At 70.3% G+C, this 15,917-nt stretch carries 15 protein-coding genes; 12 read left to right on the top strand and 3 right to left on the bottom strand.

The features are described 5' to 3' along the window. Window positions 1-10: 10 nt before the first annotated feature. The 7 genes from ACIA3K_RS20750 to ACIA3K_RS20720 all read left to right on the top strand — a co-directional run bounded on the left by ACIA3K_RS20750 (window position 11) and on the right by ACIA3K_RS20720 (window position 6,798). Window positions 11-628 carry a TetR/AcrR family transcriptional regulator gene (locus ACIA3K_RS20750; protein ID WP_396802981.1) on the top strand — a complete coding sequence of 206 codons (618 nt, stop codon included), beginning with the start codon at window positions 11-13 and terminating at the stop codon, window positions 626-628. Further along, complete coding sequence (locus ACIA3K_RS20745; RefSeq protein WP_396802979.1) at window positions 625-1,296, top strand: VC0807 family protein; 672 nt, start codon at window positions 625-627, stop codon at window positions 1,294-1,296. The genes ACIA3K_RS20750 and ACIA3K_RS20745 overlap by 4 nt, the downstream gene beginning before the upstream one ends. Further along, window positions 1,293-2,507 (top strand): nucleotide disphospho-sugar-binding domain-containing protein, encoded by a 1,215-nt coding sequence (locus tag ACIA3K_RS20740; RefSeq protein WP_396802978.1) that lies wholly within the window; start codon window positions 1,293-1,295, stop codon window positions 2,505-2,507. Before ACIA3K_RS20745 ends, ACIA3K_RS20740 begins: the two co-directional genes overlap by 4 nt. Before the next feature lie 303 nt (window positions 2,508-2,810). Beyond that, entirely contained in the window at window positions 2,811-4,163 is a 1,353-nt protein-coding gene (locus ACIA3K_RS20735) for a ricin-type beta-trefoil lectin domain protein (RefSeq protein ID WP_396802977.1), read from the top strand. Between the two features lie 231 nt (window positions 4,164-4,394). Continuing rightward, a complete protein-coding gene (locus ACIA3K_RS20730) occupies window positions 4,395-4,997 on the top strand; it encodes a copper chaperone PCu(A)C (protein ID WP_396803301.1) in 603 nt (200 codons plus the stop codon). Between the two features lie 23 nt (window positions 4,998-5,020). Continuing rightward, a complete protein-coding gene (locus ACIA3K_RS20725; protein ID WP_396803299.1) occupies window positions 5,021-6,226 on the top strand; it encodes a Dyp-type peroxidase in 1,206 nt (401 codons plus the stop codon). After that, a complete protein-coding gene (locus tag ACIA3K_RS20720; RefSeq protein ID WP_396802975.1) occupies window positions 6,223-6,798 on the top strand; it encodes a copper resistance protein CopC in 576 nt (191 codons plus the stop codon). The genes ACIA3K_RS20725 and ACIA3K_RS20720 overlap by 4 nt, the downstream gene beginning before the upstream one ends. A gap of 24 nt (window positions 6,799-6,822) precedes the next feature. Here ACIA3K_RS20720 and ACIA3K_RS20715 read toward each other — a convergent pair whose 3' ends face one another. Next, window positions 6,823-7,290: a LuxR family transcriptional regulator gene (locus ACIA3K_RS20715; protein ID WP_396802974.1), complete on the bottom strand. Its 468-nt coding sequence runs from the start codon at window positions 7,288-7,290 to the stop codon at window positions 6,823-6,825. A gap of 53 nt (window positions 7,291-7,343) precedes the next feature. Then, entirely contained in the window at window positions 7,344-10,211 is a 2,868-nt protein-coding gene (locus ACIA3K_RS20710; RefSeq protein WP_396803298.1) for a BTAD domain-containing putative transcriptional regulator, read from the bottom strand. A gap of 215 nt (window positions 10,212-10,426) precedes the next feature. On the opposite strand from ACIA3K_RS20710, the gene ACIA3K_RS20705 reads away from it, so the two are divergent. Together ACIA3K_RS20705 and ACIA3K_RS20700 are read left to right on the top strand one after the other, a co-directional pair. After that, complete coding sequence (locus tag ACIA3K_RS20705) at window positions 10,427-11,260, top strand: alpha/beta fold hydrolase (protein ID WP_396802972.1); 834 nt, start codon at window positions 10,427-10,429, stop codon at window positions 11,258-11,260. A gap of 9 nt (window positions 11,261-11,269) precedes the next feature. After that, complete coding sequence (locus ACIA3K_RS20700; protein WP_396802971.1) at window positions 11,270-12,118, top strand: alpha/beta fold hydrolase; 849 nt, start codon at window positions 11,270-11,272, stop codon at window positions 12,116-12,118. Window positions 12,119-12,232: 114 nt separating this feature from the next. Here ACIA3K_RS20700 and ACIA3K_RS20695 read toward each other — a convergent pair whose 3' ends face one another. Beyond that, window positions 12,233-13,099, bottom strand: a complete 867-nt coding sequence (locus tag ACIA3K_RS20695; protein ID WP_396802970.1) for an alpha/beta fold hydrolase — start codon at window positions 13,097-13,099, stop codon at window positions 12,233-12,235. Between the two features lie 301 nt (window positions 13,100-13,400). Between ACIA3K_RS20695 and ACIA3K_RS20690 the strand changes: the two genes are divergently transcribed. The 3 genes from ACIA3K_RS20690 to ACIA3K_RS20680 are packed head-to-tail and all read left to right on the top strand — an operon-like array spanning window position 13,401 to window position 15,681. Continuing rightward, complete coding sequence (locus ACIA3K_RS20690) at window positions 13,401-13,790, top strand: GntR family transcriptional regulator (protein ID WP_355047873.1); 390 nt, start codon at window positions 13,401-13,403, stop codon at window positions 13,788-13,790. Next, window positions 13,787-14,668 carry an ABC transporter ATP-binding protein gene (locus tag ACIA3K_RS20685; protein WP_396802968.1) on the top strand — a complete coding sequence of 294 codons (882 nt, stop codon included), beginning with the start codon at window positions 13,787-13,789 and terminating at the stop codon, window positions 14,666-14,668. Before ACIA3K_RS20690 ends, ACIA3K_RS20685 begins: the two co-directional genes overlap by 4 nt. Next, the gene (locus tag ACIA3K_RS20680) at window positions 14,665-15,681 is read left to right on the top strand and encodes a hypothetical protein (RefSeq protein ID WP_396802967.1); all 1,017 of its coding nucleotides are present in this window, start codon (window positions 14,665-14,667) and stop codon (window positions 15,679-15,681) included. The genes ACIA3K_RS20685 and ACIA3K_RS20680 overlap by 4 nt, the downstream gene beginning before the upstream one ends. Window positions 15,682-15,917 lie beyond the last annotated feature (236 nt).

Genomic DNA, 15,917 nt, shown 5'->3' with positions numbered 1-15,917 from the left:
ACTTTTATCTATGCAGATAACACCGGAGGTCGATCGAAAGACGCAGATTCTGGAGGCGTTCGTCGAGCTGCTGGCCGAACACGGCTACGCGGGGGCGACGTTCGCGCGGATCGTCGAGACGGCGCGACTCAGCAGCACGCGGCTCATCACGTACCACTACGACACCAAGCAGGAGTTGGTCGCCGCGGCGCTGCGCCACATCGTCGACCGGGCGCAACAGGTCATGGTCCCGGCGATCGAGGCTGAGTCGACGGCACGCGGCAAGCTCGCCGCGTACCTCCGCTCGAACTTCCGCTTCCTGGGCGAACGACCGGCGTACGCCCGCGCGGCCGTCGAGATCGTCCGCAACCTGCCCAGGGACACGGCGGATGCGGACGTCCGCGAGGACGTACCGGTGATGCTGCTGGCGCACCTGTTCGTCGCCGGCCAGGAGTCCGGGGAACTGCGCACGTTCGACCCGGTGGTGATGGCGGTGACGGTCCGCGCCGCCGTCGACGCCGCCGTCGAGCGGTTCGCCAGCGGTGCAGGGTTGGACCTGGCCGCCTACGCGGAGGAGTTGTGCGCGCTCTTCGACCGAGCGATCGCCGCCGAACCGGCCACGATGGATCGCGGGGAGGTGCTTCGGTGAGGCCGGTCAGGAACGACACCCAGCCGACGCCGACTGCCGCCGGGCGTCCGGGACAGGACGCGCGCCGCGCTCTGGTCGGACGAATCGTCGTCGACGTGGTCCTGCCCCTGCTCGTCTACTACGCGCTTCGCGCCCTGGGCGCCGGCGTGCTGGCGGCCACCCTCGCCGCCGGGGCGGTTCCGGCGGCGAACGCCGTCCTGGTCGCCGCCCGCAGCCGGCGGGTCGACGTCGCCGGCCTTGTCGTCGTCAGCCTCTTCCTGGCGGGGGGCGCGCTGAGCGTGGTCACCGGGGACGCGCGGCTGCTGTACGTCAAGGACGGCTGGCTCACCGGTCTGCTCGGTGCGTGGGTGCTGCTGTCGCTGGCCATGAAGCGGCCGTTCATGCTCCACCTCGGCACGGCCATCGCCACGGCAAAGGTCGGTGATGCTGGCGCTGCGGCGTGGCAGCGGCGCTGGACCGACGATCCGGTCTTCCGGCGCCGCCTGCGCCTGGTGAGTGTGGTGGTCGGCGTCGTGCTGATGCTGGACGCCGTGGTCCGCGTCGCCATCGCGTCAGTGATCGACCTGGACGCGGTCGCGACGGTCACCAACGTGCAGTACGTCGTCATGCTCGCCGGCCTGCTCTCCTGGTTCTTCTGGTACACCGCCCGGCACGGGCTGCGCGCGTGAGCACGAAGGCCGGTGCGCACGTCGCCGTCCTCGCCGTCGGGGCCACTGGTCACCTGTTGCCCGTCCTCGACGTCATCGAGGAGTTGCGGGCCCGCGGGCACCGGGTCACCTGTTTCGCCCCGGACGTCGCGGCACCCGCCGCGCGACGTGCCGGCGCGGACGTCGTGACGTACGAGTCCACGCTTGTCACGCGCCCGTCGTCGGCGGTGCCGCCGGCCGATTTCGCGGTGTGGCTCCCGTTCGTGCTCGTGGCGGAAGCAGCCGCCGTGGTACCCCAGATCATCCCCGTCCTGCGCGGCGACGTTCCCGACGTCCTGCTCTACGATCGGGCCGCGCATCCGGCCGGCCGTGCGCTGGCGCAGTTGCTGAATCGGCCGGCGGTGGCGATGTTTCCGTCCTTCGCGCAGGGGCCGGCGTGGTCGTTGGCCGCCGCCACCGGGCAGACGAGCGTCCTCGACCCGGCACACCCCGCCTTCACCCCGTTGCAGGACCAGCTCGACCAGTTCTCCGCGCGCTGGGGACTGGAGCGCGGCACCGTACGCGACCTGGCCGAGGCACGCGAGCGGCGATCGATGGCGTTCCTCCCGCGCTGGTTTCAGTGGAACGGGGAGGGCTTCGGCTCGGACCACCACTTCGTCGGACCGTGCCTGCGCTCGCGGCTCGGCACCGGACCGGCAGTGCACGAGCGCCTCCTGTACGTGAGCGCGGGCACCGCGGCGGCCGAGCCCGAGGCGCTACGGCCACTGATCCGAGCGGCGGCCGCCGCGGCGCCCAACCGCCGGGTGCTCGTGTCCACCGGCGGGCTCCCGATCGCCGATCTCGGGACGCTGCCCGACCGGGTCGAAGTCCACGAGCACGTCGACCAGCTCGCCGCGTTGGCGCAGGCCGACCTGTTCGTCACGCACGCCGGGATGGGCAGCGTCATGGAGGCCCTCTGGTTCGGCGTTCCGATGGTGTGCGCGCCGCGTACCAGCGAACAGCACGTCGTCGCGGCACGGGTCGAGGCTCTCGGTCTCGGGGTGACCATGTCGAACGGGGCTGGTCCGAGCAGCGACGTCGAGGCCGGCATCCGCGACCTCACGCACGATCCGACGATCCGCGAGCGTCTGCGTACCGCGTCGGCGACGGTGCGGGCGGCGGGCGGGCGTCGAGCGGCAGCGGACGCGGTGGAGGTGGCCCTCGCCTCCGACGGGGATCCGGTCCGCGCGTGACCGGAATCGGATCCTCAGACATTGACACTCCTAACTGTTTGATCTAGCGTCGAGTCGAATCGGTTCGACCCTCGGATCTGGTGCTCCGGCACCCTCCGACGGTCGGTCGCGTGGTGTTCGGGCGAACGTTGTGGGCCACCGACGATTCGACGACCACCGGTGTCCCGCACGGGCCGCAGGACCGGTGGCGTTGAGCCGGCCCTCGTCACGGCACACCCCGCGCCGCGCATGGATCTCGTGCCGAGCAGCCGGGGTGTCGCACGGCAGACGGATGTTCATCCACCCGAACAAGGAGATCCAGCTGTGCCACTTCGCAGACTGTCCGCCCCCTGGATCGGGGCAGCCATGGCGGTCCTGGTTCTGATCGCCATCGGAACGTACGTCGTCACGACCGTCGCTCCAGCAGCCGCGGCCAGCACCGCCGGCTGCGGCAAGGCGCCGGGGTTGACCAGCGGCACCCACACCATCCAGAGCGGCGGGAAGAGCCGGAGCTTCATCCTCCGGCTACCCGACAGCTACAACAACACCTACGCCCACCGGCTGGCGTTCGGCTTCCACTGGTTGGGCGGCACCGCCAGCCAGGTCGCGTCGGGCGGAACCGACGGCGCGCCGTGGGCCTACTACGGCATGCTCTCCCAGGCGAACAACACCACGATCTTCGTCGCCCCGCAGGGCCTCAACAACGGTTGGGGCAACGCCAACGGTGAGGACGTCACCTTCACCGACGACATGGTCCGCGTGATCGAGAACGCCCTCTGCGTCGACACGACGCAACTCTTCTCCGTCGGGTTCAGCTACGGCGGCGCGATGAGCTACTCGCTGGCGTGTTCCCGGCCGACGGTGTTCCGCGCGGTCGCGGCCATCGCGGCTCCGGGGGCGATCAGCGGATGCAGCGGCGGCACCCAGCCCGTGGCGTACCTGGGGATCCACGGCATCAACGACAACATCCCGAACGGCCGGGCGTTGCGGGATAGGTTCGTCCGCAACAACGGATGCGCCGCGCAGAACCCACCCGAGCCCGCGGCCGGCAGCCGGACCCACATCACCACCGCCTACTCCTGCCAGCCCGGATATCCGGTGCTCTGGGCCGCGTTCGACGGCGGCCACCAGCAGGGCCCGGTGGACGGGTGTGCAGGCTGTGAGAGCGGCGCGCGGAGCTGGGTCAAGCAGGAGGTGTGGAACTTCTTCGCGCAGTTCGGCGGCGGCGCGCCGCCCACCACTGGCCCGCCGTCGACGCCCCCGCCGTCCACCCCGCCGCCCAGCCAGCAGAACCTGCTGATCGTGGGCAGCCAGTCCGGCCGCTGCGTCGACATTCCCAACTCGAGCATGACCAACGGCGCCCGCGCACAGCTGTACGACTGCCACGGTGGCGCCAACCAGCGATGGACCCGGACCGCCAACCGCACCCTGACCGTCTACGGCAACAAGTGCCTGGACGCCAGCGGAGGCGGCAGCGGCAACGGCACCGCGGTCATCATCTGGGACTGCAACGGCCAGTCGAACCAGCAGTGGAACGTCAACTCCAACGGCACCATCACCTCCGCGCAGTCGGGGCTCTGCCTCGACGCCGTCAGTTCCGGCACGGCCAACGGGACGCAGCTGCACCTCTGGGCCTGCCACGGCGGCGCCAACCAGCAGTGGAGCACGCGTACCTAGGGCATCGCCCGCCACCTGTCGCAGACGCGCCGCCCGGGTTCGGTCCCGGGCGGCGCGCGTCGTTCGGGTCCGATCGCGCGGCATCGCGGACACCGACCCACGACGGCGCTGGCGCGAGCCGGAACGAAACGCGTGCCGAAGATCCCTCCACTCCGATCGGTGACGCGCACCGGAACTTTCCTGCTGCGGCGACCGACCAACGAGCAGCAGCAACCATCGGAGGACGAATTCATGCGCACCACCAGCCCTTTCGGTTCACATCGACGCTCGGCCGTCGCTCTCGCCGTCGCCGCCGCGCTCCTGGCGACCGGTGCCACCGGATGCGGATCGTCCGACTCGTCATCGGCCGCGCCACCGAGCCCGTCGATGTCCGCCAACGCCCCTGCAGCTGTGGTCACGGTCCGTGACCCGTGGGTGAAGGCGGCCGACAAGGGCATGACGGCGGCCTTCGGGACCCTCGTCAACGACGGGGACACCGACGTCACGCTGACCGGCGTCGCGACCTCCGCCTCACCCATGGAACTGCACGAGATGACCATGAAGGACGGCAAGATGGTCATGCGGCAGAAGCAGGGCGGCATCGTCATCAAGGCCAAGGGCAGCCATGCGTTGGAGCCCGGCGGCGACCACCTGATGCTCATGAACCTCGCCCGGCCCGTCCGGGCCGGGGATCAACTGACCGTCACCCTCACCTTTGCCGACGGCAGGACCCAGGAGTTCACCGCCGTGGCCAAGCCCTTCACCGGCGCTCAGGAGAGCTACGCGCCGGGGCACGGCGAGCCCATGCCGGGCATGAGCGCCACGCCGGAGATGAGCATGAGCCCGGCATCGTGACCGGCGTGTCGCCGGTCCGCCCGGTGAGCAGGCGTGGTCTGCTCACCGGTGGGACACTGGCCGCCGGAGGAGCACTCACGGGGGCCGCCGCCTCCGCCACGACCCGCACCGGACGAGGTGGGGGGCAGGTGGCCGACGCGACGCCGGTGGCGAGCGTCGGAAGCCTGGTCGAGCCCTTCTACGGACCCCGACAGGCCGGGGTGGCGACCGAACCGCAGGCCCACGCGTCGTTCGTGGCCCTCACCCTGCAAGCCGGCGTCGACCGGGCCGCGTTGGGCCGGATGCTGCGGCTGCTCACCGACGACGCGGCCCGACTCACCCAGGGGCAACCGGCCCTGGCCGACACCGAGGCCGAACTCGGACTCCTTCCCGCCCGCCTCACCGTGACGTTCGGCTTCGGACCGGGCCTCTACCGCGCCGCGGGTGTCGACGACCGGCGACCGGCCTCGGTCACCGACCTGCCCGCGTTCCGCGTCGACCGGCTCCAACCGGCCTGGTCCGGCGGCGACCTGCTCCTTCAGCTCTGCGCCGACGACGCGATCACCGTCGCGCACGCCCAGCGGGTGCTGCTCAAGGACAGCCGGCCGTTCGCCACCGTCCGATGGGTCCAGCAGGGCTTTCGCCGTAGTCCGGGAGTCGAGCCGAGCGGCCACACCCAACGCAACCTCTTCGGCCAACTCGACGGCACCGCCAACCCCCGCCCCGGCACGCCGATGGACGCAGCGGTCTTCGTACCCGACGGCCCGGCATGGCTGCGCGACAGCACCACCCTCGTCGTCCGACGCATCAGCATGAACCTGGAGACCTGGGACCTGCTGGGCCGCGCCGACCGCGAACTCGCCGTCGGTCGACGCCTCGACACCGGCGCCCCGCTCAGCGGCAGCGCCGAACACGACGAACCCGACTTCGCGGCGACCGGCCCCGACGGGCTCACCGTCATCCCCGACTTCTCCCACCTGACCCGCGCGCACGTCACGGATGACCGGCTCAAGATCCTGCGCCGGCCCTACAACTACGACGGCATCCCCAACGCCGACGGCCACGCCGACGCCGGGCTGATCTTCACCTCGTACCAGGCCGACATCGCCCGGCAGTTCCTGCCGATCCAACGCCGGCTGGCGGACCGGGACCTGCTCAACGAATGGACCACACCGATCGGATCCGCCGTCTTCGCCGTCCCGCCCGGCTGCCCGCCGGGCGGCTGGATCGGCGAGCAGGTGCTGGGATGAGCCGCGTCGACCGCAGTCCTGCCGTGACCGCGGCGCCATCGGGGCCCATCGCCGTACGGCTCGTCGCGGCGGTGCTCGCCGTCGTCGTGGCAACGCTCGTCCCGGCCACCCCGGCATGGGCGCACAACACCCTGCGGTCGGCGGCACCGGTCCAGGAGTCGACCCTGTCCAGCGCGCCCACCGAGATCGTGCTCGAATTCGGTCAGCGGCTCGACCCCGCGTTCGCCACCATCGTGCTGACCGACGCCGCCCGGCGGAAGGTCCCCACCGGCGACGCGGTGGTCAGCGGGGCGAAGGGATCGATCCAGGTCACCGGAGCGCTGCCCAACGGGACGTACACCGTCGCCTACCGGGTCGTCTCCACCGACGGGCACCCGGCGCAGGGTTCGTACCCGTTCACGGTGGCCGACCCCGACTCCAGCGCCGCGCCGATCGTCAGCCCGGTGACCGACGCCGCGTCCGCGCAGGACGAGCGCGGTCCTGGTGCCGCCGTCCTCGTGGCCGGGGCGGCGCTCGCCGTCCTCGTCGTGGTGGGCGCCGGACTGCTGTGGCGACGAAGGAGGCACCGCTGATCGGACCGCTCCCACCGGGTCGCGTCAGAGACGAGGGCGGTCGGCCAGTTCTCGGCGTGAGGTGATGTCGAGCTTCCGGAAGATCTTGCGGAGGTGGTAGTCCACCGTGCTCGGGCTGATGAACAGTTGTGCCGCCACCTCCCGGTTGGACGCGCCGTCCGAGACCCGGCGTGCGATGTCGCGCTCCTGAGTGGTCAGGCGACGGCTCTGGGCGAAGCGATCGGTCGTGCGGCGGTGGCTCAGTCTGCCGCGCAGTTCGCGGCGGGACGCGACGTTCAGCCGGTGGAACACTCCGCGCAGATGGTGTTTGACGGTGTGGGGGCTGATGACCAGGTGTCTCGCGATCTCGATGTTGGTGGACCCTGCCGCCACCAGCAGGGCGATCTGTGCCTGTCGGGGGGTCAGTGCCGCACCTGGAAGAACGCGGGCAGACTCGGCTACGGGGCAGTGCATCGTGCTCCTCGGGCGAGAGTTCGGGGTCTCGACGACCATCCGAACGCACCGCTGTGCGCGACGAGTGCAGACTGAGTGCTCGCCCTACCCGCTCACGACGCGTCGCTCATCAGACTCAGCCGGGCCCGGACGTACGCGACCATGGTTCGGTACGTCTCGGCGTCCCCGAGGCCGGCGAACTCGATGAGTTCCCGGAAGCCGTTGCCGGCGATGAGGCCCTCGAACCGCTGGCAGCCCTGTTCCGCGCGGGTCCGGTCGTCGAGGTCGAACGCGGCACGCGCGAGGATCGCCGCGACGGCGCAGCGGGGACCGTTCGACTCACTGACGCTCTCCGCCAGTCCCCACTCCGAGATCGTCACCGCTCGCTCCAGCTGGCCGAGTTTCCAGGACGATTCAGCGAGGAGCTGCGCGTAGCGGACGTTCAGGTGATCGAGGTGCTGCACCATCGCGATGGCCAACCCCTCGTCCGCGATCCGTACGCCGTCGTCGAACCGACCCGCACCGAGGCGCGCTCGCGCGAGTGTCAGCAGCGAGACGGCGAGCAGTTCCTGACGCTCCGTCCGCCGAGCGAGAGCCACCGAGCGCTCGCCGTACGCGTTGGCGGCGTCGTGGTCGCCACGCGACGACGAGAGCACGGCCAGGTTTCGCAGGACGTCGGCCTGACCGGCGAGGTCTCCGGCGCCTTCGAAGATGGCCAGGGCTCGACGGAGGTATTCGTCGGCCGGTGGCAGCGGGGCGAAGACCTCACCGACGGTACGAAGAAGCTCGGCCTCCATCCGCGGCTCGCCGAGCGCGCCGGCAAGGTCGAGGATCGCGAGTACGGTCGGCGTCCGGCCCGCCGGGATGGAGTTGCTGCCTGGCGCCGAGGCCGCGAGGACCATTGCCGCCGCGTCGCTCGCCAGGCCGTGCGCGAGGGCCAGATCGATCGTCGCCCACAGCGCTGGCCGTTCGCGGGCGTACCAGGCGGCAGCCTGGGACACGCTGTCGAACGTCTCGGGCGTCACGTCCGGTGGCGTCCCGGTGGCGGTGCCGACCGGCTGCCGGTGGTGCCTCGCGTAGGCGGCCCGGGCCGAGTGCAGGTAGTGCATGACGAGACGCCGCTCGTACTCCGGCCGCTCTGGATCCTCGTCGAGAAGCTCACCCGCGTAGGCCCGCAGCAGGTCATGCAGGAAATACCGCCCGGACTGGGCCTCGTCGAGCAGGTTCGCGGTCACCAGTTCGGTGAGCAGCGTGCGGGCCCTGGCCCGACTGACCCCGGCGACGCTCGCCATCGACTCCAGCGAGACGCCCGGACCCGGATGGACGGCGAGAGCACGGAACACCTGGGCTGCCGATGGATCGAGAGCGCGGTACGACCACGAGAACACCGACCGGACATCGTCTGACGGGTCCGCGCTGGACAACGCGTCGAGTCTGGCCGACGGGGCCGAGACGGCGCTGACGACAGCGCTCATGGGCAGGGCCGGGTTGAGCGCCACGCGGGCGGCGACGATCGCCAGCGCGAGCGGCAGCCCGGCACAGAGGCTGATGACCTTGTCCAGCGAAACCGGGTCCATTGTGGCGCGGCGGGTGCCGAGACGGTTGATCAGGAGCTGCCGGGACTCGGCCCCGGTCAGCCGGTCGACCTGCAGGTAACGTGCCCCCTCCCGGGTGACCAGGCTCGTCATCCGGTGGCGGCTGGTCACGATGACCAGACAGCCTCGGGAGGCCGGCAGCAGGGGACGGACCTGATCGGAGTCACGGGCGTTGTCCAGGAGGATCAGAACGCGACGACCGGCGAGGCGACTGCGATAACGAGCGGCCTGAGCGTCGACGTTCTCCTGCGGTGACGAGACCGCCGGCTCGCCCAGTGACGCGAGCAGCGTGGCGAGCGCCTCCTGCGATGACATGACCCGTCCGTCCGGGTCCAGGCCCCGCAGGTCGAGGAACAACTGGCCATCGGGAAACTCGTTGGCGATCTGGTGGGCCCAGTGCACGGCGAGGGCGGTCTTGCCGATGCCACCCATGCCGCCGAGCACGGTGATCACGATCGTCGCGTCGCTGAACGCGTCGGCCAGCAGGGCGTCGAGCACCGCGGCCAGGTCGTTCCGTCGGACGAAGCCCGCGACCGGCGGCGGCAGCTGCGCGGGCCGGGGCGCCTCCAGCGGACGCAGCTCGTCCTGCGAGCTCCCGCCGCTGGCGAGCAGTTCCCGATACGCCTCCCGCAGTTCGGGCCCCGCATCCACCCCCAGTTCCTCGGCGAGACGTTGACGGGTCCGCTCGAAGACCTGCACCGCCTCCGCCCGGTGGCCGGTGGCCACGTACGCGCGCATCAGGCACGCCTGCAGCGCCTCGTCCAGCGGCGCCGCGGCGGCCACGCTCACCAGCGGAGTCAGCGCGGCGTCGGCCATGCCATGGGCCATCGCGGCTTCGCTGGCCGCGAGCGCCACCGCGACGCGCTCCCGTTCGATGGCCACGAACTCCGCCGAACGCAACGCTTCGGCCGGAAGGTCGGTGAACGCGGGGCTGCGGCCGAGTTCCAGGGCGGTCAGGTAAGCCCGCACGCCGGCCACGGCATCCCCGCCAGCCAGCGCCTCGCGGGCCCGCCGGACCAGCTCGCGATACATGGCCAGATCGGATGCCTCGGTCGCGAGGATCAGCCGGTAGCCCGTACCGGCCGGCAGGAGGAAGCGGCCGGTCTCGCGGACGTCCAGGTCCGGTTCCAGGATCCGGCGGAGGTTACCGACGTGCCGGTGGATCTGGTTGGCGGCGCTGGCCGGAGGTCTGTCGTCCCAGACGCTGTCGACGATGCTGTCGAGGCTGACCGCGTCACCGCCGGCCGCGAGGAGCTTGGCGAGGATCACCCGCTGGCGGACCGGGCCGAGATCGACGTCCGAACCATCCCGCCGGCAGCCCATACCGCCGAAGACCTTGAACTCGCAGCGGGACGGCGGCCCGTCCGAGAGCCTGCGGTCGGGCATTGTCACGATTGACATCCTAGAGACGAAAGGGTGGCGGCTTCGCTTTTCAGCCCAAGCCTGCGACTCCTCCCGGGCCCGCCGCATCGCCCATGGCTCGTTGTCTTTCGGGCGGCCGACGACGCCGGGGACTACGTGATTCGGGTGATTCCGAAACGCCGACACATCCGTACCTTCGGCAGGGTTCCCAGCGCGGAACGCAAGCCCAAGGAGTGTGCATGCCCCATGTCAGCGTTGGCTCAGAGGGAGCCGACTCGATCGACATCCATTACGAGGACCACGGCGCCGGCAGGCCGGTCGTGCTCAGCCACGGCTACCCGCTCAGCGGGCAGGCCTGGGAGAAGCAGGTCGCCGCACTGCTCGCCGCCGGGTACCGCGTCATCACGTACGACCGGCGCGGTTGGGGCGGTTCCAGCCAGCCCGCCGGTGGATACGACTACGACACGTTCGCCAGCGATCTGAACGTGCTCCTCACGACACTTGACGTACGCGACGCCATTCTCGTGGGTCACTCGATGGGGACCGGTGACGTCGCCCGGTACCTGGGTCGCTACGGCACCGAGCGCGTCGCGAAGGCCGTGCTGATGTCGCCGATTCCGCCGTTCCTGCTGAAGACGGAGGACAACCCCGAAGGCGCGCCGCAGGCGTTGTTCGACGGGTTCATCCAGGCCGCGCGGGCGGACCGGAACGGGTGGCTCAAGCAGTTCCTGGAGAACTTCTACAACTTCGACGTGTACGGCGGATCACTGGTCAGCGACGAGGCGTTCCAGGCCAGTCTGGCCGTGGCCGAGGCCGGGTCCCCGGTCGCCGCGGTGGCGTGTATCCCCACCTGGCTCACCGACTTCCGCGAGGACCTGGCCAAGGTCGACGTGCCGGTACTCGTGATCCAGGGCGACCAGGACCGCGTGCTGCCCATCGGGGTGACCGGCCAGCGGGTCCCCGCCTTCGTCGGGGATGCCCGGTTGCTCGTCATCGAGGGCGGGCCGCACGCCATTGCCTGGACCCACGCCGACCAGGTCAACGCCGCCCTGCTCGATTTCGTTCAGCAGTAAGGAGAAACCGTGAAATTGTCCTTCCGGCGTCGCCTCGTCTCCGTAGGCGTGGCCATCGGCGTCCTCACCCTGACCGGTGTCGGTGTCGGCACCGCGCAGGCCTCGGCGACCCACGTCACGCAGTCGCGCCCCGCAGCGGCCAAGCCGACGGTCGTGCTCGTGCACGGCGCGTGGGCGGACGGGTCGAGCTGGGACAAGGTGACCGCCAAGCTCCAGCGCGACGGCTACCGGGTGGTCGTACCGCCGAACCTGCTGTCGGGTGTGGCGAGCGACGCCGCGAGTCTTCGCGCGTACCTGGACACCATCACCGGGCCGATCGTCCTCGTCGGGCACTCCTACGGCGGCATGGTGATCACGAATGCCGCCCTGGGCAACGAGCGGGTCAAGGCCCTGGTGTACGTCGACGCGTACATCCCGGACCAGCACGACACCGTCTTTTCGCTGACCTCGGCCGTGCCGGGCTCGGTTTTCGGGGGCGACACGTCCGCCGTCTTCGACCAGGTCGCGATCCCCGGTGACACCGGCAACGTCAACCTGTACGTGAAGCCGTCGGTCTTCGGTACGGCGTTCACCGGCAAGAGCATTCCCGCCAAGGACGTGGCGGTGCTGGCCGCCCGGCAGCGTCCGCTGGCCTTCGGCGCTCTGGTCGAGGAGTCCGGCGAGCCGGCGTGGAAGACGATCCCCTCGTGGTCGGTGATCGGCAAGCAGGACGCCGTCATCCCCGCCGCCGAGCAGGTCGTCATGTCCGAGCGGGCCAAGGCGCACAGCATCCAGATCAACGCCCCCCACCTGTCCATGGTCAGCGACTCGGGTGCGGTCACCAACCAGATCGAGGCCGCCGCCAAGGCGACCAACTGACACAGCGGCCGGCCGGGGCACCGCACAGCGCGATGCCACGGCCGGTCGGGAAGCGGCCGCGTGGGCTGGTCCAGCCCACGCGGCCACTGCTGCTGCCGATGTCACGAGACCTCGTCAGGCGGTCGTCCGGGCCGCCTCCAGAATGACCCTCGTGACCTGGTCCGGGTGCGAGATCAGGCCCAGGTGACCGGCGTCGATCCGGGTGATGTCGGCCCCCGCCCGCTTCATCATCTCCTCCTGGCGGGCCGGCGGAATGACCAGATCCTCGGTGCCGACCACCGCCCACGCGGGGATCGTCTTCCACGCCGGCTCGGTGGCCGGCTCGCCCAGGGCGTTGGTGGCCAGGGCGGTCTGGGTCACGGCGAGCACCTCCGCCTGCCGCCGGGGCAGACCGTTGGCGAAGCCCTTGATGAACACCTTCGGCAGGACGTACGCGTCGGCCGCGCCCTCCGGGGCACCGGGGAACGGCACGAGCCTGAAGACGCTCGTGGGGTCGGTCAGGGCCGGCTCGAGGATCGAACCGGAGCCCGCGGTGAGTTCCTCCACGGTCTCCCCCTTGTCCGGCGCGAAGGCGTCCACGAACACGAGCGCCTTGACGTTCCTGTTGCCGGTGGCGGCGTCGCTGATCACGAAGCCACCGTACGAGTGGCCGGCGAGCACGATGGGACCTTCGATGGTGGACAGGAAGTCCTTCAGGTAGCCGCTGTCGATCGACGGCCCTCGGCCGGGTTGCGGCGCGACCTGGACGTCGAAACCGCGCGCCTGGAGTCTGCGGATCTCCCCATTCCAGCTTGAGCCGTCGGCCCAGGCACCGTGCACGAGGACGATCGTTGGTCTGGTGCGGTGCCCCTCGTCGGGGGTTGGTTGCACGCCGCCGTCCGCGAACACGCTTGGGGTGCTTGAGCCGAGCACCGTCACCAGAGTTGCGGCGGCGAGCGCTGCGGCGATGACCTTCGGCCGACGTAGCGAGATTCTGCGCATGTCTGTTCTCCCTCGTTGGTCAGTGGATGCCGAACGCGGGCAGATGTGACGGCCCGCCTCGACCGCTGCGGCATGCTGCATGATCGCCCGACCTCACCGTACTCACAGTGAGGCGGATTCCTGGGCAAAACAGGAGAGTCACTCAGATTTAGCAATCAAGACGGAGACGGCATCAAAAGGGCAGCCTTTCCACCCATCGGGTGGTCGGTCGAGATTCCACGGTGCGAGTTTCGAGTCTTCGGTAGCGGAGGGACCCCCATAGCCCTATTCTGCTAGGCAACTAGTGGAATGGGGTGGCGAAGTGATCGAGTTTCACCTGGACTCGCGGTCCGGGGTTGCGCCGTACATGCAGCTCATCCGACAGGTGCGGCACGCGCTCCGGCTCGGGGTCCTGAACGAGGGCGACAAGCTGCCCACCGTCAAAGAGGTGGTGGCCCGGGTCGCGATCAACCCGAACACGGTGTCCAAGGCGTACCGCGAGTTGGAGTACGAGGGCCTGGTCGTGGCCCGGCCCGGGCTGGGCACGTTCGTCACCCGCACGCTGGGCGCCGACTCGCTGGACAAGCACGAGCCGCTGCGGCAGGACCTGACGCGCTGGCTGAACGAGGCCCGGGATGCGGGCCTGGACGACGAGAGCATCGAGGCGCTCTTCCTCAGCAGCTTTCGGGTCTTTTCAGAGGCCCGAGCATGACTAGCGCGCTGATCGCGGAAGGTCTCAGCAAGCGGTACGGCCGGCGTTTCGCGTTGAAGGACTGCACTCTGGACATTCCGTCCGGTCACGTCGTGGGTCTGGTCGGACCCAACGGCGCAGGCAAGTCCACTCTGCTGCAACTGGCCTGCGGGTTACTCCGTCCGACCTCGGGCCGAATCGAGGTGCTCGGCACGCGGCCGGTCAGCGGGTCGGCGCAGGTCGGGTTCGTCGCCCAGGACACCCCGGTCTATGCCAACCTGTCCGTCGCGGACCACCTACGGATGGGCGCCCACCTCAACCCGTCCTGGGACGCTGGGCTCGCCGAGCGGCGGATCGCCCAGATCGGCCTGGACCCGGCGCAGAAGGCGGGCAAACTGTCCGGCGGCCAGCGCGCCCAGTTGGCGCTGACCATCGCCGCGGCGAAGCGGCCCCATCTGCTGCTGCTCGACGAGCCGGTGGCGGCACTCGATCCGCTCGCCCGGCGCACCTTTCTGCAGGGGCTGATGGAGTTGGCCGCCGACGAGGACATGAGCATCGTGATGTCCTCGCACCTGGTCGCCGACCTGGAGCGGGTCTGCGACCACCTGATCGTGCTGGTCGCCTCGCGGGTCCAGGTGGCGGGCGACGTGGACGACCTGCTCGCAACCCATCACCGCCTGGTCGGGCAACGGCGTGCGACCACCGACCTGGGCGCGGGGCACGCCTTGATCGAGCAGAGCCACACCGAGGTGCAGTCGACCCTGGTGGTACGCAGCACCGCGCCGATCGTCGATCCGTCGTGGCAGGTCGATCGGCTGGACCTGGAGGACATCGTGCTGGCGTACATGAGCGGAGCCACCGGCAGCCGGCCGGACCGGGTCCTGGAGGGACAGCGATGATCTGGATGACCTGGCGGCAGTTCCGGATGCCGGCCCTGGCCACCGGCACCCTGTTGCTGGTGCTCCTGGGCGCTCTGACGCTGACCTGGGCGGAGGTGCGAGAGCTGGCCACGCAGACCGGATACACCGGCTGCCAGGGTGACGGCTGCCTGGCCGCCGGCGAAGCCTTCCTCCGGGCGCTGCAACCGCGATGGGCGAGCGAGTTCCACATCGCCGCCATCGGGGCGCTGTACCTGCTACCCGCCCTGGTGGGCATCTTCTGGGGCGCGCCGCTGGTGGCCCGGGAACTGGAGTCCGGCACGTACCGCATGGTTTTCAGCCAGTCCGTCAGCCGGGGTCGTTGGCTGCTGGTCAAGCTCGCGGTCGGCGGTGGCGCCGCCGCTCTCGGCGCCGGCCTGCTCAGCCTGACGCTGACCGAGTGGGCGCAGCCGATCGACGGGGCCTCGGCCGACCGGATGAATCCGCTGGTGTTCGCGGCCCGAGGGATCGTGCCGATCGGCTACGCGACGCTGGCCTTCGTGATCGGTGTCGCCGCCGGGCTGCTGCTACGGCGAACCCTCGGCGCGATGGCGGTGACCCTGCTGCTGGTGGTCGGCCTCCAGGTCGCCGCGCCGTTCGTGGTACGCCCCTGGCTGGCTCAGCCGGTCACCACGGTCAGCCCTCTGGAGGTGGACGGTGAGTACGGGATCTCGATGAGCCCCGACACCGGGCGGATGACGCTCCACGTCGAGCCCGATCGCAGGGGCGACTGGATCGTGTCGAGCACCACGATCACCTCGACCGGCGCGGAGTTCAGCGGTCCGGCCGACATGACCCAGTGCGGCCCGAAAGCGCCCCGCGACCACGAGACGTGCCCGGTGTGGCTGGAGAAGCAGAACCTCAGCCTGAAGGTGAGCTACGTGCCCGGGTCGAAGTTCTGGAACCTGCAATGGCGGGAGTTCGGCCTCCTGATCGCGTTGACCGTCGCGCTGTCCCTGCTGTCGCTCTGGTGGGTACGCCGACGACTGGTGTGACGGCGCGGCCGGTGGAGGACCTGGCGCTGCTGGTGGTGTTCGGCCCGGCGTACGGCTCGCGCGCTCCAGATCGGCGAGCCGACTGGCCGGTCGGGACCGCGGCGCTGAGCGGCGGCGGTAACGCTGATGAGCCTGATGCCGGTGAGTCATCTAGATGCAACGCCGTTCAGTTAGGCGTTTCGGTGGGCTGTCAAGCGTGTCGTGGAGACGAAGCAGCGGAGCTCCGGTATAGAGGG

It is taken from the genome of Micromonospora sp. NPDC051543, from assembly GCF_044454415.1.
Taxonomy (GTDB): Bacteria; Actinomycetota; Actinomycetes; order Mycobacteriales; family Micromonosporaceae; genus Micromonospora.
The sequence above is the reverse complement of the archived record's forward strand: the minus strand, read 5'-3'. Positions and strand labels throughout refer to the sequence as shown.